This window comes from Pseudomonas sp. GXM4 (genome assembly GCF_008923895.1).
Classification (GTDB): Bacteria; Pseudomonadota; Gammaproteobacteria; order Pseudomonadales; family Pseudomonadaceae; genus Aquipseudomonas; species Aquipseudomonas atacamensis.
The window spans coordinates 30,617-56,993 of the sequence record NZ_WBRZ01000008.1 but is presented as its reverse complement, the minus strand read 5'-3'; the positions used below and the strand labels follow the sequence as shown (position 1 = coordinate 56,993).

Annotated in this window: 24 protein-coding genes; 11 read left to right on the top strand and 13 right to left on the bottom strand. The window is 60.6% G+C overall.

The genetic code is table 11. The features are described 5' to 3' along the window. Positions 1–61: 61 nt before the first annotated feature. Positions 62–1,462 (bottom strand): dihydrolipoyl dehydrogenase, encoded by a 1,401-nt coding sequence (gene lpdA, locus F8N49_RS02825; RefSeq protein ID WP_151550740.1) that lies wholly within the window; start codon positions 1,460–1,462, stop codon positions 62–64. A gap of 210 nt (positions 1,463–1,672) precedes the next feature. On the opposite strand from lpdA, the gene hflK (F8N49_RS02820) reads away from it, so the two are divergent. From hflK (F8N49_RS02820) to cfaB, 5 genes are all read left to right on the top strand, one after another. Then, positions 1,673–3,634 carry a protease modulator HflK gene (hflK, locus tag F8N49_RS02820; RefSeq protein WP_151550739.1) on the top strand — a complete coding sequence of 654 codons (1,962 nt, stop codon included), beginning with the start codon at positions 1,673–1,675 and terminating at the stop codon, positions 3,632–3,634. Continuing rightward, a complete protein-coding gene (hflC, locus tag F8N49_RS02815; protein WP_151550738.1) occupies positions 3,631–4,674 on the top strand; it encodes a protease modulator HflC in 1,044 nt (347 codons plus the stop codon). The genes hflK (F8N49_RS02820) and hflC overlap by 4 nt, the downstream gene beginning before the upstream one ends. Continuing rightward, on the top strand, positions 4,671–5,720 hold the full coding sequence (hflK, locus tag F8N49_RS02810) for a protease modulator HflK (protein ID WP_151550737.1): 1,050 nt from the start codon (positions 4,671–4,673) through the stop codon (positions 5,718–5,720). Before hflC ends, hflK (F8N49_RS02810) begins: the two co-directional genes overlap by 4 nt. Continuing rightward, entirely contained in the window at positions 5,717–7,627 is a 1,911-nt protein-coding gene (locus F8N49_RS02805) for a cation-translocating P-type ATPase (RefSeq protein ID WP_151550736.1), read from the top strand. Before hflK (F8N49_RS02810) ends, F8N49_RS02805 begins: the two co-directional genes overlap by 4 nt. A gap of 177 nt (positions 7,628–7,804) precedes the next feature. After that, positions 7,805–8,992, top strand: a complete 1,188-nt coding sequence (cfaB, locus tag F8N49_RS02800; protein ID WP_071171358.1) for a C17 cyclopropane fatty acid synthase CfaB — start codon at positions 7,805–7,807, stop codon at positions 8,990–8,992. Positions 8,993–9,002: 10 nt separating this feature from the next. On the opposite strand, the gene cls is transcribed toward cfaB, so the two are convergent. After that, positions 9,003–10,442, bottom strand: coding sequence for a cardiolipin synthase (gene cls / locus F8N49_RS02795; RefSeq protein ID WP_151550735.1), 1,440 nt, complete (start codon positions 10,440–10,442; stop codon positions 9,003–9,005). Between the two features lie 131 nt (positions 10,443–10,573). Between cls and F8N49_RS02790 the strand changes: the two genes are divergently transcribed. After that, on the top strand, positions 10,574–11,092 hold the full coding sequence (locus tag F8N49_RS02790) for a DUF3617 domain-containing protein (RefSeq protein ID WP_016772436.1): 519 nt from the start codon (positions 10,574–10,576) through the stop codon (positions 11,090–11,092). A gap of 83 nt (positions 11,093–11,175) precedes the next feature. Here the strand turns inward: F8N49_RS02790 and F8N49_RS02785 are convergent, their stop codons facing one another. The 5 genes from F8N49_RS02785 to F8N49_RS02765 form a co-directional block, all read right to left on the bottom strand. After that, a complete protein-coding gene (locus F8N49_RS02785) occupies positions 11,176–12,051 on the bottom strand; it encodes a metal ABC transporter substrate-binding protein (protein ID WP_073470853.1) in 876 nt (291 codons plus the stop codon). A gap of 11 nt (positions 12,052–12,062) precedes the next feature. Continuing rightward, complete coding sequence (locus F8N49_RS02780; protein WP_073470854.1) at positions 12,063–12,932, bottom strand: metal ABC transporter permease; 870 nt, start codon at positions 12,930–12,932, stop codon at positions 12,063–12,065. Further along, complete coding sequence (locus tag F8N49_RS02775) at positions 12,932–13,600, bottom strand: metal ABC transporter ATP-binding protein (protein WP_151550734.1); 669 nt, start codon at positions 13,598–13,600, stop codon at positions 12,932–12,934. The genes F8N49_RS02780 and F8N49_RS02775 overlap by 1 nt, the downstream gene beginning before the upstream one ends. Further along, positions 13,597–14,493 carry a GTP cyclohydrolase FolE2 gene (gene folE2 / locus F8N49_RS02770; protein ID WP_151550733.1) on the bottom strand — a complete coding sequence of 299 codons (897 nt, stop codon included), beginning with the start codon at positions 14,491–14,493 and terminating at the stop codon, positions 13,597–13,599. Before folE2 ends, F8N49_RS02775 begins: the two co-directional genes overlap by 4 nt. Before the next feature lie 83 nt (positions 14,494–14,576). Then, positions 14,577–14,954: a glutamine synthetase gene (locus tag F8N49_RS02765; RefSeq protein WP_122748244.1), complete on the bottom strand. Its 378-nt coding sequence runs from the start codon at positions 14,952–14,954 to the stop codon at positions 14,577–14,579. A 207-nt stretch (positions 14,955–15,161) separates the two neighbouring features. On the opposite strand from F8N49_RS02765, the gene zigA reads away from it, so the two are divergent. Then, positions 15,162–16,367, top strand: a complete 1,206-nt coding sequence (zigA, locus tag F8N49_RS02760; protein ID WP_071171364.1) for a zinc metallochaperone GTPase ZigA — start codon at positions 15,162–15,164, stop codon at positions 16,365–16,367. Then, positions 16,367–17,014 carry a DUF1826 domain-containing protein gene (locus tag F8N49_RS02755; RefSeq protein WP_151550732.1) on the top strand — a complete coding sequence of 216 codons (648 nt, stop codon included), beginning with the start codon at positions 16,367–16,369 and terminating at the stop codon, positions 17,012–17,014. Before zigA ends, F8N49_RS02755 begins: the two co-directional genes overlap by 1 nt. A gap of 4 nt (positions 17,015–17,018) precedes the next feature. On the opposite strand, the gene F8N49_RS02750 is transcribed toward F8N49_RS02755, so the two are convergent. Beyond that, complete coding sequence (locus F8N49_RS02750; RefSeq protein ID WP_016772443.1) at positions 17,019–17,375, bottom strand: hypothetical protein; 357 nt, start codon at positions 17,373–17,375, stop codon at positions 17,019–17,021. A gap of 41 nt (positions 17,376–17,416) precedes the next feature. Here F8N49_RS02750 and F8N49_RS02745 point away from each other — a divergent pair, with 41 nt between their 5' ends. Beyond that, complete coding sequence (locus F8N49_RS02745; RefSeq protein ID WP_151550731.1) at positions 17,417–18,382, top strand: GTP-binding protein; 966 nt, start codon at positions 17,417–17,419, stop codon at positions 18,380–18,382. 6 nt (positions 18,383–18,388) lie between these two features. Here the strand turns inward: F8N49_RS02745 and F8N49_RS02740 are convergent, their stop codons facing one another. After that, positions 18,389–18,802: a DUF3301 domain-containing protein gene (locus F8N49_RS02740; RefSeq protein ID WP_038861179.1), complete on the bottom strand. Its 414-nt coding sequence runs from the start codon at positions 18,800–18,802 to the stop codon at positions 18,389–18,391. Positions 18,803–18,919: 117 nt separating this feature from the next. Here F8N49_RS02740 and pdxY point away from each other — a divergent pair, with 117 nt between their 5' ends. Next, positions 18,920–19,792, top strand: coding sequence for a pyridoxal kinase PdxY (gene pdxY, locus F8N49_RS02735; protein ID WP_151550730.1), 873 nt, complete (start codon positions 18,920–18,922; stop codon positions 19,790–19,792). 116 nt (positions 19,793–19,908) lie between these two features. On the opposite strand, the gene F8N49_RS02730 is transcribed toward pdxY, so the two are convergent. Continuing rightward, positions 19,909–20,391 carry an acyl-CoA thioesterase gene (locus F8N49_RS02730; RefSeq protein WP_016772447.1) on the bottom strand — a complete coding sequence of 161 codons (483 nt, stop codon included), beginning with the start codon at positions 20,389–20,391 and terminating at the stop codon, positions 19,909–19,911. Between the two features lie 277 nt (positions 20,392–20,668). Here F8N49_RS02730 and F8N49_RS02725 point away from each other — a divergent pair, with 277 nt between their 5' ends. Further along, complete coding sequence (locus tag F8N49_RS02725) at positions 20,669–22,432, top strand: cation:proton antiporter (protein WP_151550729.1); 1,764 nt, start codon at positions 20,669–20,671, stop codon at positions 22,430–22,432. A 21-nt stretch (positions 22,433–22,453) separates the two neighbouring features. On the opposite strand, the gene F8N49_RS02720 is transcribed toward F8N49_RS02725, so the two are convergent. The 3 genes from F8N49_RS02720 to uvrD form a co-directional block, all read right to left on the bottom strand. Next, on the bottom strand, positions 22,454–22,861 hold the full coding sequence (locus F8N49_RS02720; RefSeq protein ID WP_038359443.1) for an SMI1/KNR4 family protein: 408 nt from the start codon (positions 22,859–22,861) through the stop codon (positions 22,454–22,456). A gap of 135 nt (positions 22,862–22,996) precedes the next feature. Continuing rightward, entirely contained in the window at positions 22,997–23,872 is an 876-nt protein-coding gene (locus F8N49_RS02715; protein WP_016772449.1) for a Tim44 domain-containing protein, read from the bottom strand. Between the two features lie 239 nt (positions 23,873–24,111). Further along, complete coding sequence (gene uvrD / locus F8N49_RS02710) at positions 24,112–26,295, bottom strand: DNA helicase II (protein WP_041476575.1); 2,184 nt, start codon at positions 26,293–26,295, stop codon at positions 24,112–24,114. Between the last annotated feature and the right edge of the window lie 82 nt (positions 26,296–26,377).

The window sequence follows — 26,377 nt, the reverse complement described above, 5'->3', positions numbered from 1 at the left end:
GGGGAACGAATTCCAAAGTGGGAGCGAGCCTGCTCGCGAAGACGGCGGCAAGGTTTGGAACCTACATCTGCGTCGCCATCCCCTCGACATTCATCGCTGCCTGACGCAACGCTTCTGAACGCGTCGGGTGCGGATGGCAGGTCAGGGCAATATCCTCGGCCGAGGCGCTGAACTCCATCGCTACACAAAACTCGCCGATCATCTCGCTCACGCTCGGCCCGACCAGGTGCACGCCGAGGACTTCGTCCGTGCGCTCGTCGGCGAGGACTTTGGCGAAGCCTTCTGTCTCGTGATTGATCTTCGCCCGGCTGTTGGCAGTGAAGGGAAACTTGCCGACCTTGTATGCACGGCCCTCGGCCTTGAGCTGTTCTTCGGTCTGGCCGACGCTGGCCAGCTCCGGTTGGGTATAGATGACGTTGGGGATCAGCGCGTAATTGACCTCGCCAGCCTTGCCGTGGATCTGCTCGACGCAGGCCATGGCCTCGTCTTCTGCCTTGTGCGCGAGCATCGGCCCGGACGTGACGTCGCCGATCACCCAGACCCCGGCGGCTTCGGTGCGATGTTGCTTGTTGGCGAGCATGCCGCGTTTGTCGGTACTGAGGCCGACGTTCTCCAGCCCCAGGCCCTGGGTGTACGGCCGGCGCCCGATGGCCACCAGCACATAGTCGGCTTCGATCAGCTCAGCCGTGCCACCGGCGGCAGGCTCGACGCTCAGCTGCACGCCTGTAGCTGAGCTGGTAGCGCTGGTGACCTTCGAGCTCAGTTTGAAGGCAATGCCTTGCTTGCTCAGCGCGCGCTGCAAGGTCTTGCCGGCCTCGCCATCGACGCCGGGGCAGATGCGATCAAGGTATTCGACCACGGTGACCTGCGCGCCGAGTCGGCGCCATACCGAACCCAGCTCCAGGCCGATCACCCCGGCACCAATCACTACCAGATGTTTAGGCACTTCACTCAACGACAGCGCGCCGGTGGAATCGAGGATGCGCTGGTTGTCGATCTCGACGCCGGGCAGGGGAGTGGGTTCGGAGCCGGTGGCAATGATGATGTCCTTGGCGCTGAGCTCGCTCTTGTTGCCCTGATCGTCGGTCACGGAGACTTTGCCCGGGCCGTCGATGTGACCCCAACCCTTGATCCAGTCGACTTTGTTCTTGCGAAACAGAAACTCGATGCCCTTGGTCAGGCCGGCGACGCTTTCGTCCTTCTGTTTCATCATCTGCGCAAGGTTCAGCTTCGGTTCGACCTCGATGCCGAGATTGGCGAACTCCGTGCCCACCGCAGCGGCGTACAGCTCCGACGCGTGCAGCAAGGCTTTGGACGGCATGCAACCGACGTTCAGACAGGTGCCGCCGAGGGTTGCACGTCCTTCGACGCAAGCGGCCTTGAGCCCGAGCTGGCCCGCGCGGATCGCCGCGTTATAACCGCCGGGGCCACCGCCCAGAATTACCACGTCATAGTTGCTCATGCGCTTGCTCCAGATTGCTCGATGGGAATAGCCAAGATTAGTCGCGATAAAAATTATGCGCGTAATATGAGCTTCGCCGGACATTTCGGTCAAGGCTTCAGGCAAGCGACAGCTGCGGCATCCTTGAATAAGCGTAATTGTGTACGAATATTTCACAGTTTGCGTTATATCGTAACGCTATGAACGCTGAGCCGACATTTTCGGGGTGTTATGCAAGTCGATCTTGAGTTGGACGCCACGCCAGTCAATGGGCTGCCGCGCTTTCAGCAGGCAGCCGCGCAGTCACGCAAATTGCGTCGGTTGGCGTATGGGCTCGGCGCAGTGGCTGTGTCGGGCTGGGTGCTGGCGTTTTTCGTCGGCCTGTTTGCGCCGCAGTCCCTGTGGTTGCCGTTGTTGATCAATCAGGGCGCAGCGTTGCTGGTGCTGGTCGCCGGTCTGCAATCGGCGTGGTGGGTGACGCGATGGCGCGCGCGGGTGATGCATCCGCCCGCTTCGCAATCGACCGTCGTGGAGAAGGGAGCCGCAGCCGAGGGCTGGTACGAAAGGCTGCTGGAGCGATTGAGTCAGCAGAGCCGCCATCTGCTTGGACAAATCGGTGCGCCGACGTTGTGGCTCGGCGGCTGGGCGTTGCTGGTTCTGCTTGGTAGTGAGCAGGTGTGGAATCTCACGTTGCCTGCGGCGGCCTTGGGGCTGTCGGCGAGCATCGGTGCGGCATTGGCGTTGTTGCTGGCGTTTGCCCTGCTGGTGCTGGAGCGGCAAATGGCGCAGGAACCGCCGGCGCAATGGCCGGAAGCGGCTGCGCTGGCGCAACTGACCCGGGTGGTGGTCACCACCCTGTTGATCGGTGCGGTGTGTCTGTTGTTTGCCAGCGAAAGCGCAGTCTGGCCGGTACGCGTGGCGGTGCTCAGCGCAGTCCTGCCAATGTTGGTTGCCGGCGAACTGCTGTTGCGCGCGTTACTGTCTGTCTTCAGCCCGCGGCGTGAACAACTGGAACCGACCCTGCTCGCGCGCAGTTTTATCGCCGATATGCTGCGCTGGCCGCCGCAGCCGTGGCTGGCGCTGCAGCATGAAATGCACAATCGGTTCGGCATCGATCTGCGCCAGATCTGGGCCTTCAGTTACATGCGCCGGGCGTTGTTGCCGGTGTTGGCAGTGGTCGCCCTTAGCGGTTGGCTGCTGACAGGGGTACATGAAATTCCCCTGCAAGGTCGCGGCATCTACGAGCGCTTCGGTAAACCGGTACAGGTTTTCGGCCCGGGTCTGCATAGCGGCTTGCCTTGGCCATTGGGACGTGTGATCTCCGTTGAAAACGGCATGGTCCATGAACTGGCAACCAGCGTCGGCGACAAGCCAATCGCCGTGCAGTCCGACTCCGCTGAAGGCCCGGCGCCGCTGACCGCCAACCGTTTGTGGGACGCCAGCCACGTCAACGACAAATCCCAGGTCATCGCCAGCAGCCGCGGCGCGCAACAGGGCCTGCAAATCGTCAACATGGACGTGCGCTTCGTTTATCGCATCGGTTTGAACGACGAAGCGGCACTTGCTGCGACCTACAACAGTGCCGATGTACCGACGCTGATTCGCAGCACCGCCAGCCGCATCCTGGTTCACGATTTTGCCTCGCGCACCCTCGACGGTCTGCTCGGCGACGACAGGGCAGGGCTGGCCGAGGAAATCGGTCGCGCAGTGCAAAGCGATCTGAACAGATTGAACAGTGGCGTGGAAATCCTCGCCACAGTCGTCGAAGCGATTCATCCACCGGCCGGCGCGGCGAATGCCTACCACAGTGTGCAAGCGGCGCAGATCGGCGCGCAGGCGTTGATCGCTCGCGAACGCGGGGCGGCTGCGCAGGCCACTAACGAGGCGCAGTTGCAGGCGAGTACGGCGCGGGATCAGGCAATGGCAAACGCGCGGGAGATCAACGCCGCTGCGCAAACCGCCGACCTGAAATTCAGCGCCGAACAGAAAGCCTTCGTCAGTGCTGGCCAGGCTTTCGTGCTGGAGCAATATCTCAGCCAGCTCAGTCAGGGCATGAGTAAAGCCAGGTTGCTGATACTCGATCATCGACTCGGCGGCAGCGCAAATGCGCCAACCATCGATCTGCGTACTTTCACACTGCCGACTGATCCGTCGCCCGCCCGTACCACCGCTCAACCAGGAGCCACCCATTGAGCCAGTCGCCTGTTCATGACGTTCACGACCACAGCGGCCACGACCATGGCCACGGCGGGCATCACCATCATCATGGTCATCACCACCATCACGGCGAGGTGCCAGAAGTCGGACCATTTCCGTGGCGGCGTATAGGCTGGGCTGCGTTGCTGGTGGCGTTTGCCATCGCTGCCGCGAGTCTGGTGCAAGTGCGCTCCGGTGAAGCCACGGTCATCACCCGTTTCGGTAATCCTTCGCGGGTATTGCTTGATCCCGGGTTGAATTGGCGCTGGCCGGCTCCGTTCGAAGCGGCGATCCCGGTGGACCTGCGCCTGCGTACCACCTCAAGTGGTTTGCAGGACGTCGGCACCAAGGACGGTTTGCGCATCATCGTTCAGGCCTACGTGGCGTGGCAGGTGCAGGGTGATCCTGAACACGTGCAGCGTTTCATGCGTGCCGTGCAGAATCAGCCGGACGAAGCGGCGCGGCAGATTCGCACTTTTGTCGGCTCAGCGCTGGAGACCACGGCCAGCAGTTTCGATCTGGCCAATCTGGTCAACATTGATGCCAAACAAGTGCGCATCGGCGATTTTGAAACGCAGTTGCGTCAGCAGATCGAGCAACAGTTGCTCGCTACATATGGCGTGCGCGTTGTGCAGGTGGGTGTCGAGCGTTTGACTTTGCCATCGGTCACGCTTAGCGCCACGGTCGACCGCATGCGTGCCGAGCGTGAAACCATTGCTACCGAACGCACGGCTGTTGGCAAACGCGAAGCGGCGCAAATCCGTGCCGCCGCCGAGCGCGATGCGCGGATCGTCCAGGCTGATGCAATGGTGAAAGCCGCTGACATTGAAGCGCAATCGCGAGTCGAGGCTGCGCAGATTTATGGGCGCGCCTACGCCGGCTCGCCACAGCTTTACAACCTGCTGCGCTCGCTCGACACCCTCGGCACCATCGTCACGCCGGATACCAAATTGATTCTGCGCACCGATGCTGCGCCGTTCCGTGTATTGGTCGACGGCCCACCGACGCTCGACAACAAAGTCGGATCGCAGCCATGAGCGAAGAAGTTCCACGTGGAACACATGCATTGAACAGTCCGTGGATTCAGGCGGGACGTCTGACCTTCATCGCCCTGTATGCGATCACCGTGTTGGCGGCGCTAGCATGGGCGTTCTCGAATGTCCGGCAGATTGATCCGCAAAACCGCGCCGTGGTGCTGCACTTCGGCGCGCTGGATCGCGTTCAGAATGCCGGACTGTTATGGGCATGGCCGCAACCTTTTGAACAGGTGATTCTGCTGCCAGCGGCGGATCGGGTGATCGAGCGCCGAGTGGAAAATCTGTTACGCAGTGACGAAGCGCTCAAGGCAGACCGGGTGGCATCCTTCGCCACGCCATTAAGCGATGCACTCGCCGGATCTGGTTATTTATTGACCGGTGACGCCGGCGTAGTGCAACTGGACGTGCGGGTGTTTTACCAAGTCTCGGATCCCTATGCGTTCGTGTTACAGGGCGAACATGTGCTGCCAGCACTCGATCGGCTAGTGACGCGCAGCGCCGTGGCACTGACCGCCGCGCGAGACCTCGACACCATTCTGGTCGCTCGCCCGGAATTGATCGGCGCCGACAATCAGGCAGCCGAGCGCCGTGAGCGATTGCGCGGTGATCTGGTGCAAGGCATCAACGCGCGTCTCGCTGAACTGAAGGCGAGCGGGCAGGGCATCGGTATCGAAGTGTCGCGAGTCGATGTGCAATCGAGCCTGCCGGAGCCAGCGGTCAGTGCCTTCAATGCGGTGCTGACCGCCAGTCAGCAGGCTGACAAAGCAGTGGCTAACGCGCGCACCGATGCCGAGAAACTTGCCCAGTCCGCCAACGAACAGGCAGACCGCACGCTCCAGGTGGCTCACGCGCAGGCAGGGGAGCGTCTTGCCAAAGCCTCGGCCGATACCGCAACCGTCTCGAGTCTGGCCACGTCTGCCGACCCGCAAATGCTCCTGCGTCTGTATCGCGAGCGCATACCGAAGATCCTCGGTCAGGCCGGGTCGGTCACCACCGTCAACCCGAAAGACGATTCCCGGTTGATCATTCAAGGAGCCAGTCAATGACGGCGACCACCGCTGCTCCAAGCCTGTTGTCCTCCGCCGAACAACGTCGCGCCGCGCGCCAATTGACCCTGGCGATGCTTGCGCTCGGGCTGCTGGGTCTGGGGCTGGTCTGGCGCTGGATACTCCCGGAGCAAATCGGTGTCAGCCAGTTGCTGCTCGGTTTCGCCTCGTTGCTGGTAGCGGTTCCGGTGATGCGTTCGGCGTGGTACAGCCTGCGTTACCCAAGCCTGCACGGCATCACCGATCAGTTGATCGCGCTGGCCATGCTCGGTGCCTGGGCGACCGGTGATCTGCTCACTGCGGCGTTGTTGCCGATCATCATGATCTTCGGCCATGTGCTTGAGGAGCGCAGCGTGATCGGCTCCCAGGAAGCGATCAATGCGCTTGGCCAGTTGACCCGCAGCCATGCGCGCAAGCTGCAAGCAGATGGTTCGATCATCGAAGTGGACAACGGCACGCTCAGCGCTGGCGATGTTGTCGAGGTGCGGGCCGGTGATCGGGTGCCGGCGGACGGTCGGGTCTTATCGGGGCAGGCAAGCCTTGATACCGCGTCGATTACCGGTGAGTCGGTTCCGGTGGAAGCGGGCGTCGGCATGCTGGTGTTCGGCGGCGCGATCAACCTCGATGGATTGCTGCGCGTCGAAGTCACTCGCACCGGCGACGAATCCACCTTGGGCAAAGTCATCGCCCTGATGCAAAACGCCGAGCGCTCGAAACCGCCGATCACGCGATTGCTCGAACGCTATGCCGGCAGCTACATGGTGCTGGTCTTGTTGCTGGCGGCGGTGACCTGGTTCGTCACCCATGATTCCCAGGCGATGCTCGCGGTGTTGGTGGCGGCGTGTCCGTGTGCGTTGGTGCTGTCGGCGCCGGCCACGGCGATTGCCGGTGTCGCCGTCGCCGCGCGTCACGGGATCCTGATTCGCAGCTCGGCGTTCCTCGAAGAACTCGCCGATCTGACCTCGCTGGTGGTCGACAAGACCGGCACGCTGACTTACGGCACCTTGCGTTTGCAGTCGATCGACAGCCCGGATGCGGACACCGCCGAAGTGCAGACACTGGCCGCCAGTCTCGGCGCGGCGAGCAGTCATCCGGTGAGCCGGGCACTCGCCGGGATGGCCGATCAGGAAGCCTATTGGCCTCTGACCAACATCCATGAGCGCCAAGGCCTGGGCGTAGTGGCGACGACAGAGAAGGGCGAAGCTGCGCTCGGTCGTCCAGAGTTGTTCGCGCAACTGGGCATCACAACGACCCTCGTTCCTGAACACGATGGCCCGATTGCCGGCCTGGCTTTGAACGGTGAATTCCTCGCCTGGCTTTTGCTCGCCGACAGCATCAAACCGGAGGCGGGCTTTGCCTTGAACGAGTTACGCGAATTGGGGCTGGGACGCCAACTCCTGTTGACCGGTGATCGTCAGAGTGTGGCCCGAACCCTGGCGCAGGAAGTCGGGCTGAATGAAGTGCAGGCGCAAGCGCTCCCGGAGGACAAACTCAATCGCGTGCTCAAGGAAATCGATCACGGCTTTCGTCCGATGGTGGTAGGCGACGGTATCAACGATTCACTCGCGCTCAAAGCCGGCGTGGTCGGCGTGGCGATGGGCGCTGGCGGGGCCGACATTGCTCTGGCGTCAGCCGATATCGTGTTGATCGGCAGCGATCTGCGTCGCCTCGGTACTTGCGTGCGCCTGAGTCGTCAGTGCCGGCGTACTTTGCAGGTCAACGTGATTATCGGCCTCGGCTGGACGCTGGCCATCGTGGTCTTCGCGGCGTTCGGCTGGCTTGGTGCGGCCGGGGCGATGATCGCGGCGCTGCTGCATAACCTGAGTACCCTGTTGGTGTTGGGCAACGCCGGACGTTTGCTGCGCTTTCAGGAGCCATTGCTCAGGCTCGACCCTCGGGATAAATGAAAGAAAATTCATCGAACCGCCGTGTGCCCAGGCAGTCATCTATCGTAAGGCGCGCCGTCTGTGGCGTTCAGCCGATGTGCCGATCACGATAGACAAGGCCGATCGAATCGATAGCCTGCTATTTTTCCAGGTTGGTCTACCCTCAGATCAGACGTCTGAAACAAGGGGGGATTTTCCATGCTCGCGCAACTTCCACCGGCCTTACAGAATCTGCAGCTACCGCTTCGCCTGCGACTCTGGGACGGCCATGAGTTCAATCTGGGCCCGACGCCCAGCGTAACCATCGTCGTCAAGGACCCGCAGATGGTTACTCAATTCACCCACCCAAGCCTGGATGCACTGGGTGCGGCGTTCGTCGAAGGCAAGCTGGAACTGGAGGGCTCGATCAGCGAGGTCATCCGGGTTTGCGATGAATTGAGCAATGCGCTGCTCGACGAAGACGAAGAGAGTCAGCCGGTGCGTGCGCACCACGACAAAGACACCGACGCCAAAGCCATTTCCTATCACTACGACCTGTCGAATGCGTTCTACCAGCTCTGGCTGGATAGCGACATGGCGTATTCCTGTGCCTATTTCGAAACCGGTAGCGAAACCCTCGAACAGGCGCAGCAAGCCAAATTCCGCCATCTGTGCCGCAAGCTGCGCTTGCAGCCGGGCGAGTATTTGCTGGATGTCGGCTGCGGTTGGGGCGGTCTGGCGCGGTATGCGGCGCGAGAGTTCGGCGTAAAGGTGTTCGGTATTACTTTGAGCAAGGAACAGTTGGCGCTGGCGCAGGAGCGGGTCAAGGCCGAGGGTCTGGAAGATCAGGTCGAACTGCAATTGCTCGACTATCGCGATCTGCCGCAGGACGGCCGCTTCGACAAGGTTGTCAGCGTCGGCATGTTCGAACACGTTGGCCATGCCAATCTCGCCGAGTACTGCGCAACTCTGTTCGGTGCGGTGAAGGAGGGTGGATTGGTAATGAATCATGGCATCACCGCCAAGCACACCGATGGCCGCCCGGTTGGACGCGGCGCTGGCGACTTCATAGAAAAATATGTGTTCCCCAACGGCGAGCTACCGCATCTGGCGATGATCTCTACCGAGATCAGTGACGCGGGGCTGGAGATCGTCGATGTCGAAAGCCTGCGTCTGCATTACGCGCGCACGCTCGATCACTGGAGCGAACGATTGGAAGACAATCTCGAAACGGCGGCGCAACTGGTGCCTGAGCAGGCACTGCGAATCTGGCGCCTGTATCTGGCCGGTTGCGCTTATGCCTTCGCGCGGGGCTGGATCAACCTGCATCAGATCCTCGCCGTGAAAGCGCATCCGGATGGCAGCCACGAACTGCCCTGGACCCGCGACGATATCTACCACCCGTGAAACGGGGCGCTCAGAGTATCGGCGAAATCAGCCGGGCGATCCGCATGCCGACCTGTTGCAGGCGGTGGATTTCCCGGCTTTCTTCTTTGGCCACCTCATCGGCCTGGGCGAAATCGTCATTGAGCATGTGTTCCACGGCGGCGGCGAACTCACTGTCGACGGTCAGCAACATCACTTCGAAATTCAGGCGGAACGAGCGATTATCCAGGTTGGCGCTGCCGATGGCGCTGATCTCGCTGTCGATCAACACCACTTTCTGGTGCAGAAAACCCGGTCGATAGCGGAACACCCGCACGCCGGCACGCACCGCCTCGAAGGCATACAGGCTGGAGGCGGCATAGACGATGCGATGATCAGGCCGCGACGGCAACAGCAGGCGCACATCAACACCGCGCAACACTGCCAGCCTTAGGGCGGCAAATACCGCTTCGTCCGGGACAAAGTAAGGGCTGGTGATCCATACGCGTTGCGTTGCTGCGTGAATGGCTTCGACGAAAAACAGCGAGCAGGTTTCGTAGGCATCCGCTGGGCCGCTGGCGAGCAATTGGCAAAGCACGCCATCCTCCGGATACGCATCTGGAAGGATCAACGGCGGCAGAGTACGAGCAGCCCAGAACCAATCTTCGGCGAACGATTCCTGCATGCAGGCCACCACCGGCCCGCGGACTTTGACGTGGGTGTCACGCCACGGCGCCAATGGTGGCTTCTCACCCATGTATTCATCGCCGACGTTATGCCCGCCGACAAAGCCGACTATGCCATCAACCACAACGATTTTGCGGTGGTTGCGGAAGTTGACCTGAAAGCGGTTGAGCCAGCCGCTGCGCGTGGCAAAGGCTTTGACCTCGACGCCGGCATCACGCAGCGCCTGCACGTAATGATGGGGCAGGGCATGGCTGCCGATGCGGTCGTAGAGCAAATGAATTGACACGCCTTCGGCGGCTTTCCGCAAAAGCAAATCACGCAAGCGCTGGCCTAGCCGATCGTCGTGAATGATGAAGAACTGGATCAGCACGGCTTCTTTCGCTTGTGCGATCGCCTGGAAAATCGCATCGAAGGTCGCAGTGCCGTTCACCAGCAGTTGCACCTCGTTGTTCGCCAGGCACGGCATGCGTCCCAGTTTCGGCATCGCGCGCAATGAGGCGTAGGCACTCGAAGCGCGAGCGGTCAAGGCTTCCTCCACCCATGGACGCCAGTTCAGTTCGGAAATGGCCAGGCGCATCTGCTCGTTGGCCTGGCGCCGCGCCTTGATGTAGCCATCGAAGGTACTGCGACCAAATACCAGATACGGAATAAGCGTGAAGTAGGGAATGAAGATCAGCGACAATGCCCAGGCGATCGAGCCTTGCGCTGTGCGCACGGTGAGCACCGCATGGATTGCAGCGATCGAACCGAGTGTGTGCAACAGGGCGATCAGATAACCGAAAATGTGCGGTCCGAAAAAATCCATGGGGCAGCCTTGCTCCGTGAGATGCAATGCTTAACAGACCATGTTCTGCGGCGAATGTCTCTATTTAATCGGCGCATGAACCGACACAATCGGCCGGCGTCTAACGGCCACAACTGATCAGGAGTTACTCGATGAACGTTCGTCTGCTGGGTTTGGCGCTGGGCCTGGGTTTGGCATTACCGGTGGTTGCGCAGGCGCAAATGCTGCAGCCTGGGTTGTGGGAAATGTCTTCGAGCAATCTGAAGGTCGATGATCAGGCCATGGATGTGCAATCGATCCTTGGCCAGATCCAGGGCCAGATCACCCCGCAGCAGCGCGCGGCGCTGGAGAAGAACGGCATCAACATCGGCGGGAAGGGCATCCGCGCCTGCCTGACGCCGCAGCAGGTGGCGACCAACGACATCCCGCTGGCCGACCCGCAATCGGGCTGCAAGCAGCAGATCACCGAGCGCACCGGCAACCAGTGGAAATTCCGCTTCAGCTGCCCGAAAGCCCAAGGCACCGGTGTGGCGACATTCCTCAGTGACCGCGAATTCACCACCGTTGCCAATGGCACCTTCAACGCCATCGGCATCAACCAGAAGGGCAGCCTGGAAACCCGTGCGGTGTGGCTGGGTCAGGATTGCGGCACGGTAAAACCCCGCGCTTAAACCCTCTGCGACGCCCACAGTTGGAAGCCATTCCAACTGTGGGAGCGAGCCTGCTCGCGAATAGATCGCAAGTGCACCTCAAGTCATGGCTGACTCAACGCCTTGTACAGCGTATTGAGGTTGTATTCGAACAGCCCGGTAAAGGTGCTCGCCGGTCCGCTCGCCGCCAGTGCATCCGAGTACAGCGTGCCGCCAATGTGCGCGCCGCTTTCATCCGCGATCTGCTTGAGCAGGCGCGCGTCCTTGATGTTTTCCATGAACACCGCTTTGACCTTGGCCTGGCGAATCTGCGTGATCAGCGCAGCGACTTCGGCGGCGGAGGGTTCGCGTTCGGTGGATAAACCCTGTGGCGCGATAAAGTCGATGCCATAAGCCTGACCCAGATAGCCAAAGGCATCGTGGCTGGTGACGATCTTGCGATTGCCCGGCGGCAGCGCGCCGAGTTTGTTTTTGGCTTCGGCGAGCAGGGCATAGATCTGCTTGAGGTAGGTCTGGCTGTTGCGCTCGTAGTCAGCCTTGTTGCCCGGGTCGGCGGCGATCAGCGCCTTGGTAATGTTGGCGACGTACAACTCGGCGTTCGCCAGATTGTGCCAGGCGTGCGGATCCGCAACGGTCTCGCCGTCTTCATCGAGCGAACGTGGAATCACCCCGCGACTGGCACTGATCACCGTTGCCTTGCTGTCGGTGCTGGTCACCAGGCGATCCAGCCAAGGTTCGAAACCGAGGCCGTTCTTGATGATCACTTTGGCTTTGAGCAGCGCCTTGGCGTCATCCGGGGTCGGCTCGTAGGTGTGCGCATCGGCATCCGCGCCGACCATGTTGGTGATCTGAACGTGCTCGCCGCCGACCTGATGAACCATGTCGGCGAGGATGCTGAAGCTGGTGACCACCGGCAATTTTTCGGCGGCCGACAAGGACATCGACAGCATCAGGCTGAACAGCACGAGTAGAGCGCGCATCGGGAAACACCTCATTGGGATGTGAGTAAAGGCGGGCGGCGCAGCAAACCGTGAACCGGTCCCAACACCACCGACAGCAGATAGCCGACCCCCGCAACCAGCACGATGGCCGGGCCGCTGGGCAGCGAGTAGTAGAACGACAGCAGCAAGCCGAGCCACACAGACACGCAGCCCATGACGGCGGCGACGGCAATCAGTATCGGCAGACGACGACTCCAGAATCTCGACGCGGCAGCCGGAAGCATCATCAGCCCGACTACCATCAGTGCGCCGATGGCCTGAAAGCCGATCACCAGATTCAGCACGACCAGAGTCAGGAACACCCCATGAGCCAGTGGCCCGAGACGACTGACCGTGCGCAAGAACAATGGGTCCAGTGTGTCCAGCAGCAGAGGTTTGTAGATCGCCGCCATCGCCATGAGGCTGACCGCCGAGACCCACAGCATGCCGGTCAGCGTCGGTCCATCCACGGCTAGCGCCGAACCGAACAGCAAGTGCAGAAGGTCGAGGCGCTTGCCGGCGATGCCAAGGATCAAAACGCCGCTGGCCAGTGAGATCGGATAGATCGCGGCGAGGCTGGCATCTTCTCGCAACCCCGTTCGCCGGGTGATCCAGGCCGCGAGTCCGGCCATGCTCAGCCCGGCTCCCAAGCCACCGAGGGTGAGTGCGGGAAGGCTCAAACCGGCAAACCAGAATCCCAAAGCAGCGCCAGGAAGGATGCCGTGGGCGACAGCGTCACCGATCAAACTCATACGCCTGAGTATCAGAAAAACACCCAAGGGCGCCGTGCTGCATGCCAGCACCAGGCCGCCGAGCAAGGCACGGCGCATGAACACAAACTCGCTGAACGGCTGCCAGAAATGGCTGACGGTGGCGAGCATCAGGCGACCTGCATGTGCGCTGTCGGCTGGATTAGTTCCCGACTGGTGCCGTACACGCAGTGGCCGTTTTTGATCAGCAGGGTATGCGGAATGTGTTGGCGGACAGCCGCCAGGTCATGGCAGACCACAAGCAGTGTCCGGCCCTCGGCGTGCCAGTGGTGAATGTGCTGCCAGAGCAATTGCTGGCCGAGTTCGTCGAGTGCGGCGTGCGGTTCGTCCAGCAACAGCACCGGGGCGTCAGCAAGGCTCAGTCGCGCTAGCAGGGCACGTTGTAGCTCACCGCCGGACAGGGCCATCAACGGGCGCTGTTCGAGTCCACTCAAATGCCAGTCTTCCAATGCGTGTTTCAGTCGCTGCGTGCGCAGCTGTGTCGAGAGTCTACGGCCCCAGAAACCTGCGGCGATGAGCTCTTCGAGGCTGATTGGAAACTGCCGATCCAAATGCTGCTGTTGCGGCAGAAAGGAAATTCCGCTTTGGCGTGGAACAGCCATTTCCACCTTGCCGGCCAAGGGCTTCTGCAAACCGGCGATGACTTTCAGCAGACTGCTTTTGCCGCAGCCGTTGGCGCCGATGATTGCGGTCAGGCTGGCGCTTTCGAACTCAAGACTCAGAGGCGTCGTCAGCGGTTGGCCGGGTGCGCCCCAGACCAAGGATTGGCAGCGGATCATTTTTGCTCCCGTCGCCAGCTGCTTTCGGCGACGGCGTCATGGGCATGCAGGCTTTCGGCATGGATCACGCGGATGTGGAATTGGTTGATGCCGGGTGTGCGTTGCAGTGCCAGGTTGAGGCGGCGCGCGGCGTCTTCACAGAACATCAGGTTCTGCCCATTGGCGAGAGCGAATGCTTGCTCGTCGGGTCGCTTTACTGCGGTCTGCACGGCGGTGCCGAGGGCTGCTTCAGCGTCATTGATGATCGCGGTCAGCGGTAGCTCGTCGATGAAATCGTCGAGATGCAGGTGCAGTTGCGCATAGCTGCGCTGGCTGTGCGGAGTGGCTACGATCCCTTTGGTTGAGCCAAGCCATGCCAAAACATCTGCGTGTTGCAGAGCCTTGTTGGCGAAATCGTCGACGAATTGCTGCTGGATCAATTGCCTTGCCAAGGCTGCGGAGCATGGGCACGTCGAGGAATAGGGCAGTTCAATTTTTAGTTCCACGTGGAACATTTGCTGTTTCAGGCTCGCTGAAATGGACGCCGGATAGGATTTCCAGCCGGCCAAGGGGCTGACCAACGCGGGTCGTTTCAGCAACAATTCGGTGTGAATATTCAGATGCGCGCAGGCGGATAGACCTTGATGCCTTGTCAGAAAACACTTGAGTACCTGATGCAGCAAAGCGGGAGAAAGGCTTCGCTGTTCGAGGGTTTCGAGTGCCAGATACAAGCGCGACATGTGAATACCACGTGCTTCACCATCGTCCAGACTCACACCAGCGTCGACTCTGGCGCTGAGGCGTTGGCCTTCAAGCAAAACGGGCAGAGCAATCCCACGCATGCCTACCCAGTCGAGGGGCAGTGCCAAGCGTGCAGATTGGGCGGCGATATCCGGGAGAGTAAGAGCATTCATGGTTGAGACCGTCGTGTTGATCTCTTTTAACGTTACATTATAACAATCCATTCAGCGACGCTTTTTTCATGAAAAGGTTTTCACTAGCAGCCCGTCATCCGGCTGCAAGTGAACCTTGCGCTGCTACCGCCCGAGCTGGAGAAGCGGTTGATGGTTGTCCAGCCGACACGACGGGTGTAGCCAACCCAAGCCTCGCCATCGGAGGCAATACCGGTAAAAAAGGTTAATTGGCCGAAGCGGCTGTTGGTCTGCGCCCAATAGCGATGGCCGTCCTTCTCGAATCCGCGCAGGTAAAGCGTGGTGCCTACCGTATTGACGCTATAGGCATTGCCGTCGGCGTCCACGCATGCCAGCAGATTAGCGCTGCGCGTACAGTGCGCCGGCCCCGGCATGTGCGCCTGTGCTTGGCTGGCCAGCGACATGGCAAAGCTCAAAAGCAGGCATTTCAACCCCTTGTTCATTGCGAGTTTCCACGATCGGCGGTGCAGCAATTTGCGAAATCTCCTCTGCCGGACTGGCAAAACCAAGTTGTTATACTATAACATAAATCGCAACCAGCCTGAGCTGCCGATCACAATCGTATGCCTTCTTTGACCCGGTTAAATGAAGCGCAACACGCCAAGCGCACCTCAAAGCGCAAATTGGCTGCCATTTATGAGGATTATCCAATGTCAGCCAAATTGCCCGTGACCGTACTTTCAGGATTTCTCGGCGCGGGAAAAAGTACACTTTTGAATTACGTACTACGTAACCGAGACGGCTTGCGCGTTGCGGTGATCATCAACGATATGAGCGAGATCAACATCGATGGCAGTGAAGTCCAGCGCGATGTCAGCCTGAACCGCGCTGAGGAAAAACTCATCGAAATGAGCAATGGCTGTATCTGCTGTACGTTACGTGAAGATTTACTGGAAGAAGTCAGCAAACTCGCTCGCGAGGATCGTTTCGATTACCTGCTGATCGAATCCACCGGCATTTCCGAACCGCTTCCGGTTGCTGAAACCTTCACCTTCCGCGATGAACAGGGGCAAAGCCTCGCCGACATTGCTTGCCTGGATACCATGGTCACCGTGGTCGACGGTGTGAATTTCCTGCTCGATTACCAGGCGGCCGAAAGCCTTGCCTCTCGCGGCGAGATTCTCGGTGAAGAAGACGAGCGCTCCATCACCGATCTGTTGATCGAGCAGATCGAGTTCGCCGACGTCCTGCTGATCAGCAAAATCGACCTGATCAGCCAGCACGAGCGTGAAGAACTCACCGCCATCCTCAAGCGCCTCAATGCCCAGGCTGAAATCATTCCAATGGTGATGGGCGAAATCCCCCTGGAGAAAATCCTCAACACCGGTCGTTTCGATTTCGATCAGGCCGCACAAGCGCCCGGATGGCTACAGGAATTGCGCGGTGAGCACGTCCCGGAGACACAGGAATACGGCATCGCCTCGACGGCCTACCGCGCGCGCCGGCCATTTCACCCGCAACGCTTCTTCAGCTTCATCGATCGGCCTTGGCTGAACGGCAAGCTGCTGCGCTCCAAAGGCTTCTTCTGGCTGGCCAGCAAACCCACCGATGCCGGTAGCTGGTCGCAGGCTGGTGGCTTGATGCGGCATGGATTCGCCGGTCGCTGGTGGCGTTTTGTGCCAAAGAATCAATGGCCGCAGGATCAGGAAAGTGTCCAGGCGATCATGGGAAACTGGATTCCAAGCGTAGGAGATTGCCGCCAGGAGCTGGTTTTCATCGGTCAGAACATAGATTTCCTACAGCTCTCCGCCGAACTCGATGCCTGTCTGCTGACCGACGAAGAAATGGCCATGAGTGTAGAAGGCTGGCGCTTGCTGCCTGATCCATTCGGTCCTTGGCACGAAGAGGCCGCCTGATGCTCGCACTCAAAGATCAGCCGCTTCTTACCCGTCATCACCAAGGGCTGACACCGGAAACGTTGACGCGAATCCTGGAAGACCAGACCAATCTGGCCGTCTGGCAACGTCAGCTGCCCGTGCACATTGCCGATTTTGCGCAATTGGTGCTGTCGCTCAACGAGCCCTTGGCCGAGTCGCTGTGTCTGGAATTGCCCGACGAAGATGCCGAACCGGATCTCGCCGGTCTGGCTGCAGGGCTGCGTGATCTGCAAGGTTTCGAAGGTTTCATGAGCGATCTTAAATGGCTGATCAGTGCCTTCGCCTGCCTGCTCGGTGCGCGGCGTATCGGCGTGCGTTTGCGTGTGCTGGACAAGGCCATGTGTCCGCGTTTTTACGTCGATCACGTGCCGGTGCGCTTGATCACTACTTACGCTGGCATCGGCAGCCAATGGCTCGAGGAGGGCGCGATGGATCGCCTGCAACTTGGCCAGGCCAATGCCGAACCGCAAGATCCAGCGTCGATTCGTCAGCTCAACAGCGGCGACGTCGCGCTGCTCAAAGGCGAAAAATGGCACGGCAATGAAGGCTTCGGCCTGATCCATCGTTCGCCGCAACCGGCACCCGGTGAACGCCGTCTGTTGCTGACCCTCGACTGGCTCGGCTGACACATCAGGGCTTGCGCCAGGCGCCCTGGCTCTGGCCTTCGCAATACGGCTTGAGATACGCCGCATCAGTGGCCACGCCGTAATAGTGGATATCCTGGCGATAGGGCATATTGGCGACTTGCGCGTTGCTGCACACGCCGAAAGCGCCGCTGGGGCACTGGTCGACGTATTGCACCTCGACCTTCTGCCCGGCCAGCGTCGGTTGGCAGAAGCCGTCATTGAACAATTTCTGCGGAATCGTCCGGTTCTGCTGACAGACTTTGACGTCGAGCCGTTCGCCCTGTGTGTGCACCACGCAGGCCTGAGCCCACGCTTCACTCGACAGCAGCGCCAACAGCAACGACCATCCCGACCAGCGCATCTTCGATCTCCTCAATAACTGTCCGCAGAAAAGTGCCCGCCATGTTGCAGAACATTCCGACCCACGTCATCGCCGGCCCGTTGGGCGCCGGCAAGACCAGCCTGATTCGTCAGTTGCTGGCGCAACGGCCTGCGGACGAGCGCTGGGCGGTACTGATCAACGAGTTCGGCCAGATTGGTCTGGACGCCGCGTTGCTCTCTCGCGACGACGATGGTATCGCACTGGGTGAGGTGGCCGGGGGCTGCCTGTGTTGCGTCAATGGCGCGCCATTCCAGATCGGCCTCGGCCGCCTGCTGCGCAAGGCCAGGCCGGATCGACTGTTTATCGAGCCATCCGGGCTGGGCCATCCGGCGCAGTTGCTCAAGCAATTGAACGAGGCGCCGTGGCTGGGCGTGCTGGCGGTTCAGCCCTGTGTGCTGGTTCTGGACGCTCAGGCATTGCACGCGGATAGGGCCTTGCCGGACGCCCAGAAGCAAGCATTGACCAGCGCGGGTTTGCTGCTGTTGAACAAGGCGCAGGATCTTGATGATACGGCTCGTGAGAAAATCGCCAGCCAGTTGCCGCCCGTCAGACTGATCTGGACGCAGCAAGCGCAACTGCCTCTGAGCGAGCTGCCGGGGCTGGCAGTAAAAGCGAACGAAGGCGCAGGGCATCTGCCGCTGCCCACTGGATTGGCACAGCTGCCAGCAGTCTGGAGCGATCCGGCCGAACCGATTTGCTTAAATCAGGCGCAGGAGGGTGGGTGGAGCATCGGTTGGCGCTGGCATCCGCGGCAGGTATTTGATCAAGCACGCATCGCCTATTGGCTGAGCGCGCTGGACTGGAAGCGGGCGAAACTGGTTATCCACAGCACCGATGGCTGGGTTTCGGGCAATGCGCTGGAGCATGCCGAGCTGAGTTGGCAAGCCAGCGAATGGCGAAAAGACTCAAGAATCGAGCTGATCTTCGCCGAACCGCAGAACATCGATCAGCTACAAGCCGGTTTGGCTGAATGCCGGATTCAGTGAGTCAGCTCAAGGCTTCCACTTGGTATGTTCCTGGCGCCACTGGCTCAGCTCGATGACTTCGGCGCGAGGCTTGTGGACTTCGACTACCGGCGGCGTATCGTCGAACGGCGCCGGGTAGGGTGCCAGTTCAATCTGCGCACTGTGCGCGCCGAACTGGGTGACGGTGCCGTTGTGGCGGCTTTCGCCGGTCACGGTGAACTCGAAGTTGTAGACCCGCGCCAGTCGCCGGCGACCGTTGGCATCCCTGATCAGACCGATTTTTTTCAGCGCGACGTTACCGTCCAGGAGTTCAACGCCAACATTGGTGCAATGCTGCTTGACCCGCTCCAGCGCGCGCTCGCGCAAGCCGTGGTTGTGCCATAGCCAGGCACCAGCGGCGGCGAACAGCATCAGCACGAAGATGTTTTCCAGGGTCAGCATCTACATCGAACTCCAAATGATGGCGTCAGCTTAACTGTCTCGTCGGTCTGTCGTACAGGCTGTGTTTCGTCGCATACTGCGCGGCTTGAATTTCAATCGTTTTACGGAATGACCCGAATGAAACGTACGCCTCATCTGCTCGCCATCCAGTCCCACGTGGTGTTTGGCCACGCCGGCAACAGCGCTGCGGTTTTTCCGATGCAGCGCGTCGGGGTCAACGTCTGGCCGCTCAACACCGTGCAGTTCTCCAACCACACCCAGTATGGTCAGTGGGCCGGTGAAGTGCTGGCGCCGCAGCAGATTCCCGAGCTGATCGAAGGCATCGCCGCAATTGGCGAGTTGGGCAATTGCGACGCGGTGCTGTCCGGCTATCTCGGCAGCGCCGCGCAGGGACGGGCGATTCTCAGCGGTGTGGCGCGGATCAAAGCGGTCAATCCAAAGATGCTGTATCTGTGTGATCCGGTGATGGGCCATCCGGAGAAAGGCTGCAGCGTGCCCACCGAGGTCAGCGACTTCCTCCTGGATGAGGCCGCGGCCTTGGCGGACATCATGTGCCCGAATCAACTGGAGCTGGACAGTTTTTCCGGGCGCAAGCCGCAGTCGCTGTTCGATTGCCTGGCGATGGCACGGGCGCTGCTGGCGCGCGGGCCGAAAGCGGTACTGGTCAAGCACCTGGATTACCCGGGCAAACCGGCGGATGGCTTCGAAATGTTGTTGGTGACGGCTGAGGGCAGTTGGCATTTGCGCCGTCCGTTGCTGGCGTTTCCACGTCAGCCAGTGGGCGTCGGCGATCTGACCTCTGGTCTGTTCCTGGCCCGGGTGTTGCTGGGCGACAGCCTGCTGGCAGCGTTCGAATTCACCGCAGCGGCAGTGCATGAGGTGTTGCTGGAAACCCAGGCATGCGCCAGTTATGAGCTGCAACTGGTGCGGGCGCAGGATCGCATTGCGCATCCGCGGGTGAAGTTCGAGGCTACCGCGATCAGTCTGTAAGACCGCGTTGCCCCCATTCGCGAGCAAGCTCGCTCCCACATTTGGTTTGTGTACGCCACAGAGCCTGTGTGGGAGCGAGCTTGCTCGCGAAAGCGTTGTTCAGAGCGCTAAAAATCTCAGGCGTCGCCCTTGATCTCCTGATAACGCTTCTCCAGCTCCTGGCGAATCTGCCGGCGCTGCTGCGCCTGCATGAAGCGGCGTTTGTCTTCGCTGTTCTGCGGTTGCAACGGCGGTACGGCGGCCGGTTTGCGCTGATCATCCACCGCGACCATGGTGAAGAAGCAGCTGTTGGTGTGGCGCACCGAGCGTTCGCGGATGTTTTCGGTGACCACTTTGATGCCAACTTCCATCGACGTGTTGCCGGTGTAGTTGACCGAGGCGAGGAACGTCACCAGCTCGCCGACATGAATCGGCTCGCGGAAAATCACCTGATCCACCGACAGGGTCACCACGTAGCGCCCGGCATAACGGCTGGCGCAGGCGTAAGCCACTTCGTCGAGGTATTTGAGCAGGGTGCCGCCGTGGACATTGCCAGAGAAGTTGGCCATGTCGGGGGTCATCAGTACCGTCATCGACAGCTGGGCGTTTCCGGGTTCCATAACGTTCTCACGGATCAAGGCTGATTGCAGGAAGCGCCTCTGCGGGCACCTGGTGGCTTTTCAAAAAGCACCGTTATCGGGACGCCGCGCGGCGGGCCGCCGTCACGCTGGTAGCGATCTGTTTCCATATATTGCACCGGCTTCCAGAGCGAAGTCGCGGTGTTAACCTGCAAAAGCCCTGCCCAAGGGCAATTCCTACATTAAAAGCGGATTTTTACCCTGCTCGCGCAGAACTCTGACGTCTGTCCGCGCGCCTCGTCATCAAGGAGCCCACGCCATGCATGCCATCAGTTTCATTCAGGATCTGGCAGTGATCATGCTGGTCGCGGGCGTGGTAACCGTACTGTTTCATCGTTTCAAACAACCGGTGGTGCTCGGCTACATCGTCGCCGGCTTCATCATCGGCCCGCATACGCCGCCGTTCGGCCTGATTCACGACGAAGAAACCATCAAGACCCTGGCCGAACTCGGGGTGATCTTCCTGATGTTCTGCCTTGGTCTGGAGTTCAGCCTGCGCAAGCTGTTCAAGGTCGGCGCCACGGCGTTCATTGCCGCGTTTCTCGAAATCATCCTGATGATCTGGATCGGCTACGAAATCGGCCGCTGGTTCGACTGGAACACCATGGATTCGTTGTTCCTCGGCGCGATTCTAGCGATCTCCTCCACCACCATCATCGTCAAAGCGCTGAATGATCTGAAGATGAAGAACGAGCGCTTCGCGCAGTTGATCTTCGGTGTGCTGATTGTCGAGGACATCCTTGGCATCGGCATCATTGCGCTGCTGTCGAGCATCGCCGTCAGCGGCACGGTGAGCTCGGGCGAAGTGTTCTCCACGGTCGGCAAGCTGTCGCTGTTCATGATCGTTGCGCTGGTCATCGGCATCCTGCTGGTGCCGCGCCTGCTGGCTTATGTAGCGAAATTCGAAAGCAACGAGATGCTGCTGATCACCGTACTCGGCCTGTGTTTCGGCTTCTGTCTGCTGGTGGTCAAGCTCGAATACAGCATGGTGCTCGGCGCTTTCCTGATCGGCGCGATCATGGCCGAGTCCCGGCAATTGCTGAAAATCGAACGGCTGGTCGAGCCGGTTCGCGACCTGTTCAGTGCGATCTTTTTTGTCGCCATCGGGCTGATGCTCGACCCGCTGATTCTCATCGAATACGCCTGGCCGATCGCGGTGATCACCGTGGCCGTGGTGCTGGGCAAGATGTTGTCCTGCGGCCTCGGTGCGTTTATCGCCGGCAATGACGGACGGACCTCACTGCGGGTCGGCATGGGTCTGTCACAGATCGGCGAATTTTCCTTCATCATCGCCGCGCTGGGCATGACCTTGCAGGTGACAAGCAACTTCCTCTACCCGGTCGCCGTAGCCGTGTCGGTGATCACCACACTGCTGACGCCGTACCTGATTCGCGCGGCGGATCCGTTGTCGATCAAGCTCTCGGCAGTCGTGCCCAAGCGTCTCGGGCGTGTGCTCGGCATGTATGGCGAATGGTTGCGCAGCATCCAGCCGCAAGGTGAGGGCGCGCTACTGGCGTCGATGATCCGGCGGATCCTGTTGCAGGTCGGGGTCAATCTGGCGCTGGTGATTGCGATCTTCTTTGCCAGCGCATACTTCGCCGAGCGCATGTCGTTGTGGCTGCAGGACTGGATCAGCGATCCGAGCTGGCAGAAGGCACTGATCTGGGGCGGAGCGTTGTTGGTCTCGCTACCATTTCTGATCGCGGCTTATCGCAAGCTCAAGGCGCTGTCGATGCTGCTGGCGGAGATGGGCGTCAAGCCGGAGATGGCCGGGCGTCACACGCAGCGAGTGCGCCGGGTGATCGCCGAAGTGATCCCGATTCTCTCGCTGCTGGTGATTTTCCTGCTGTTGGCAGCCTTGTCGGCCAGTATCCTGCCGACCAACAAGCTGCTGGTGCTGATCGCCGTCGTCGCGGCCGCCGTAGCGGCGCTGCTGTGGCGCTGGTTCATCCGCGTGCATACGCGCATGCAGGTGGCGCTGCTGGAAACCCTCGACAACCACAAGGAGTCGTCGGGGCATTGACCAGCCGGGGCGTGTGGCGGATCAGCTTTCCAGCCAGACGTCCCGCGCCCAGTGCCACACCGATTCCCAGGTTTCTTCGGCAATCAGTTCTTCTTCGGCCTGCCACAGCACCACGGTGCCGTCTTCTTCGACACAGTAGTAGTCATCGCCGTCCTGACAGATCGGGATCAAGCTGCGATCAACACCCACATCCCATGCATTGGCTGCCACGTCCGGCAGGTAGGTGTGCGATTGCGGATCAGTGACGGTCACCGGCTCGAGGCTGCCATAGACCACATCGCTGACGGTCAGCAAAAATTCTTTGAAGACGAATGGAATGTCGATGAACAGTTGTTCTTCGATTTCCACCAGCAGGTCTTCATCAGGCAATTCCAAAGGAACCGGCACGGGTTCGTTGGCTTCGCGCAGTTGTTCGATGATTTCTTCCACGTCCGGGATCCTCTTGCTGAATGGCGCGGTTTATATGGGCCGGTTTATACAGTAGCTCGCCATAGATGCAACCGTGAAATGAAAAACCCCGGCCGAGGCCGGGGTTCTGTTACCGCAAGTGAAGCGCAGCAGGGATCAGCCGTTCTGGCGGATACCGGCGACCAGCCAAGGCTGGTTGTCGCCCTGCGGACGTTCCATGTTCCAGCTTTCGCTGAACACTTCGCCCTGGTCGAAACGCGAGGTTTTCGACACGCCGGTGAAGGTCAGGGTGGCGATGGTCTTGTCGGCACGATCGTCGACGCCGTCCAGCTGCACCTGCAGGTTGTCGATGTAGGTCGACTGGAAGCCGTCGCCCAGATCCGCACGCTCACGCTTGAGGAACTCAAGCATTTGCGGGGTCACGAACTCGGCGATCTTGTCCATTTCGTTGGCGTCCCAGTGCTGCTGCAGCGACTGGAAGTGGCTGCGCGCAGCTTCAAGGAAGCGCTCTTCGTTGAACCAGGCCGGTGCGTTGATCACCGGACGGGCGGCAGCCGGAGCAGCCGAACCACCAAAGATCGAACCCATGGCGGCAGGCTTCTGCTCGAACACTTCACGCTGCATCGGCGCGCCGGCCGGAGCGAATTGCTCCTGCTGCTTGCGACGACGGGCGGCGATGAAGCGGAAGATCACGAACGCGATCAGGGCCATGATCAGGATGTCGAAGATCTGCATGCCCTGGAAACCGTCGCCCATGAACATCGACGCGAGCAGGCCACCGGCGGCGATGCCCGCCAGCGGGCCGAGCCAGCGCGAAGCACCGCCGGCCTTGGCCGCGGCGCCAGCAGCACCGGCAGCGCCAGCGGTCGCTGCTGCGCCGCCCACGCCTGGAGAAGAAGGAGCCATCTGGCTGGTCTGGTGCGTCGGCGCAGCGCCGGCGCTTTTGCCACCACCAAAGCGCTTGGCGTTGGCGTCGAGGCTCATCGTCAGGCCGATGCACAACGCCATGGCGATGCTAAGAAAACGTTTCATAAAGGGTATTCCCGTTTTGTGGAGACACGCGCGCCATGTTGCACAGCTGAAGTGTTACTGGCTAGCGAGAGAGTGTTTCGGGCTTTTGCCTGACAGGTTGCGTTCAGCTTGGCGAGGCAATCAGCCGATGTACTTTTGTCTGTAGGAAAAGGCGATAGGTTCAGAGGGATTGATGTACTTGCGTCGCATAACCTGTGGGAGCGAGCCTGCTCGCTCCCACATGGGTTCAGTGCTGGTGGTTAGATCGCTTCCAGCTTGGCATAGCCGAGCATCAGCCACTTGCTGCCTTCGCTGAAGTTCACCTGCACCCGGGCCTGGGCGCCGGAACCTTCGAAGTTGAGGATCACCCCTTCGCCGAAGATCGAGTGACGTACGGCCTGACCGAGCACAAAACCGGTTTCCGGAATCTCGCTGCCGCTGAACAGGCTGCTGCCGCTCATCGACTGGTTGCCGCCGAACGGTCGGCTGACGCTATTGGACAGGCGCACTTCCTGAATAAGGCCTTTGGGCACTTCGCGGACGAAACGCGACACCTTGTTGTAGGTTTCGCTGCCGTACAGGCGCCGGGTTTCCGCGTAGGTCATGACCAGATTCTGCATCGCCCGGGTGATACCGACGTAAGCCAGACGCCGTTCCTCTTCAAGACGCCCCGGTTCTTCCAGGCTCATTTTGTGCGGGAACAGGCCTTCTTCCATGCCCACGAGGAACACGTAAGGGAATTCCAGGCCTTTGGCGCTGTGCAGGGTCATCAGCTGCACGCTGTCTTCGTGCTCGTCGGCCTGAGTGTCGCCGGCCTCCAGCGAAGCGTGGCCGAGGAACGCCGCCAGTGGGGTCAGTTCTTCGTCCTCTTCGGTGTTCTCGAAGTTGCGTGCAGCGCTGACCAGTTCCTCAAGGTTTTCCACCCGGGCCTGGCCTTTTTCGCCTTTTTCCGCTTCGTGATAGGCGATGAGGCCGGATTGCTCGATGACGGTTTGCGTCATCAGGTGCAGCGGCATCTCGGCGCACTTGGCGGCGAGGTTCTCGATCAGTTCGATAAATGCACCGAGCGCACTCGCTGCACGGCCGGTCAGGCCTTTGTTGGCCACCAGCTGGCGCATCGCTTCCCACATCGATACGTCGCTGTGCCGCGCATGCTCGCGAATGGCCTCTACAGTTTTCTCGCCGATGCCCCGGGCCGGCACGTTGATCACTCGCTCCAGCGCCGCGTCGTTGCCGCGACCTTCAAGCAAGCGCAGGTAGGCCATGGCGTTCTTGATTTCCGCGCGTTCGAAGAAGCGCTGACCGCCATAGATGCGGTACGGGATGCGCTCGCGCAGCAGGGCTTCTTCAAGCACCCGCGATTGGGCGTTGGAGCGGTACAGAATGGCGATATCGCTACGGGCCAGACCGGTTTTCAGCGCGCTTTCGATGGTTTCCACCACGTAACGGGCTTCGTCGTGCTCGTTGAACGCGGCGTACAGGTTGATCGCTTCGCCGTCGCCACCGTCGGTCCACAGCTCTTTACCGAGACGCCCGGTGTTGTTGGCGATCAAAGCGTTGGCGGCTTTGAGGATGCCGGCAGTGGATCGGTAGTTCTGCTCCAGGCGAATCGTTTCGGAGTCCGGGAAGTCGGAAGAGTACTGATGGATGTTCTCGATCTTCGCCCCGCGCCAGCCGTAAATCGACTGGTCGTCGTCGCCGACCACCATCAGGCTGTCGCCGCCCTTGCCGAGCAGGCGCAACCAGGCGTACTGCACGGCGTTGGTGTCCTGGAACTCGTCGACCAGAATGTGCCGGAAGCGCTTTTGGTAGTGCGCCAGCAGGCCGGGGTGATCGCGCCACAGATCGAGCGCGCGCAGCAGCAGTTCGGAGAAATCGATCACGCCAGCCCGCAGGCACGCCGCCTCGTAGGCTTCGTAGATGCCGCGCATGGTGGCCAGGAACAGGTCGCCGCTGGCCTGAATGTGTTGCGGCCGCAGACCTTCGTCTTTCTGGCCGTTGATGAACCACTGCGCCTGACGCGCCGGCCAGCGTTGCTCGTCCAGACCGAGCTCGCGGATCACCCGCTTGACCAGACGCTGCTGGTCATCGCTGTCGAGAATCTGGAAGGTCTGGCTCAGGCCCGCTTCCTGCCAATGCGCCCGCAGCAAGCGGTGCGCGAGGCCGTGGAAGGTGCCGACCCACATGCCGGCCGGGTTGATGCCCAGCAACTGCTCGATGCGATGGCGCATCTCGGCAGCGGCCTTGTTGGTGAAGGTCACCGACAGGATGGAGTGAGGCGAGGCGTTTTCGACCTGGATCAACCAGGCGATACGGTGCACCAGCACTCGGGTTTTACCGGAACCGGCGCCGGCCAGGACCAACTGACGGCCAACGGGGGCTGCTACGGCCTGGCGTTGGGCATCGTTGAGGGAGTTCAGCAGAAGGGAGAGATCATCGCGCATCGGGGCATTCTAGGGTGCGCCGCAGGCCCGGGCAAACCGTGCGTTGCATTAGCCGATGAAAGTGCTGCCGATGACGACCGGT

What these genes read in the sequence shown, in the direction of transcription:
- F8N49_RS02785 (WP_073470853.1), bottom strand. Translation starts at nt 12,051, where the DNA reads ATGCGCGCTCTACTCGTGCTGTTCAGCCTGATGCTGTCGATGTCCTTG.
- F8N49_RS02715 (WP_016772449.1), bottom strand. Translation starts at nt 23,872, where the DNA reads ATGAAACGTTTTCTTAGCATCGCCATGGCGTTGTGCATCGGCCTGACG.
- F8N49_RS02775 (WP_151550734.1), bottom strand. Translation starts at nt 13,600, where the DNA reads ATGATCCGCTGCCAATCCTTGGTCTGGGGCGCACCCGGCCAACCGCTG.
- F8N49_RS02765 (WP_122748244.1), bottom strand. Translation starts at nt 14,954, where the DNA reads ATGAACAAGGGGTTGAAATGCCTGCTTTTGAGCTTTGCCATGTCGCTG.
- cls (WP_151550735.1), bottom strand. Translation starts at nt 10,442, where the DNA reads ATGGATTTTTTCGGACCGCACATTTTCGGTTATCTGATCGCCCTGTTG.
- F8N49_RS02755 (WP_151550732.1), top strand. Translation starts at nt 16,367, where the DNA reads ATGCTCGCACTCAAAGATCAGCCGCTTCTTACCCGTCATCACCAAGGG.
- uvrD (WP_041476575.1), bottom strand. Translation starts at nt 26,295, where the DNA reads ATGCGCGATGATCTCTCCCTTCTGCTGAACTCCCTCAACGATGCCCAA.
- F8N49_RS02805 (WP_151550736.1), top strand. Translation starts at nt 5,717, where the DNA reads ATGACGGCGACCACCGCTGCTCCAAGCCTGTTGTCCTCCGCCGAACAA.
- hflK (WP_151550739.1), top strand. Translation starts at nt 1,673, where the DNA reads ATGCAAGTCGATCTTGAGTTGGACGCCACGCCAGTCAATGGGCTGCCG.
- hflK (WP_151550737.1), top strand. Translation starts at nt 4,671, where the DNA reads ATGAGCGAAGAAGTTCCACGTGGAACACATGCATTGAACAGTCCGTGG.
- F8N49_RS02740 (WP_038861179.1), bottom strand. Translation starts at nt 18,802, where the DNA reads ATGCTGACCCTGGAAAACATCTTCGTGCTGATGCTGTTCGCCGCCGCT.
- F8N49_RS02780 (WP_073470854.1), bottom strand. Translation starts at nt 12,932, where the DNA reads ATGCTCGCCACCGTCAGCCATTTCTGGCAGCCGTTCAGCGAGTTTGTG.
- F8N49_RS02745 (WP_151550731.1), top strand. Translation starts at nt 17,417, where the DNA reads ATGTTGCAGAACATTCCGACCCACGTCATCGCCGGCCCGTTGGGCGCC.
- F8N49_RS02725 (WP_151550729.1), top strand. Translation starts at nt 20,669, where the DNA reads ATGCATGCCATCAGTTTCATTCAGGATCTGGCAGTGATCATGCTGGTC.
- cfaB (WP_071171358.1), top strand. Translation starts at nt 7,805, where the DNA reads ATGCTCGCGCAACTTCCACCGGCCTTACAGAATCTGCAGCTACCGCTT.
- zigA (WP_071171364.1), top strand. Translation starts at nt 15,162, where the DNA reads ATGTCAGCCAAATTGCCCGTGACCGTACTTTCAGGATTTCTCGGCGCG.
- pdxY (WP_151550730.1), top strand. Translation starts at nt 18,920, where the DNA reads ATGAAACGTACGCCTCATCTGCTCGCCATCCAGTCCCACGTGGTGTTT.
- F8N49_RS02730 (WP_016772447.1), bottom strand. Translation starts at nt 20,391, where the DNA reads ATGGAACCCGGAAACGCCCAGCTGTCGATGACGGTACTGATGACCCCC.
- folE2 (WP_151550733.1), bottom strand. Translation starts at nt 14,493, where the DNA reads ATGAATGCTCTTACTCTCCCGGATATCGCCGCCCAATCTGCACGCTTG.
- F8N49_RS02790 (WP_016772436.1), top strand. Translation starts at nt 10,574, where the DNA reads ATGAACGTTCGTCTGCTGGGTTTGGCGCTGGGCCTGGGTTTGGCATTA.
- F8N49_RS02750 (WP_016772443.1), bottom strand. Translation starts at nt 17,375, where the DNA reads ATGCGCTGGTCGGGATGGTCGTTGCTGTTGGCGCTGCTGTCGAGTGAA.
- lpdA (WP_151550740.1), bottom strand. Translation starts at nt 1,462, where the DNA reads ATGAGCAACTATGACGTGGTAATTCTGGGCGGTGGCCCCGGCGGTTAT.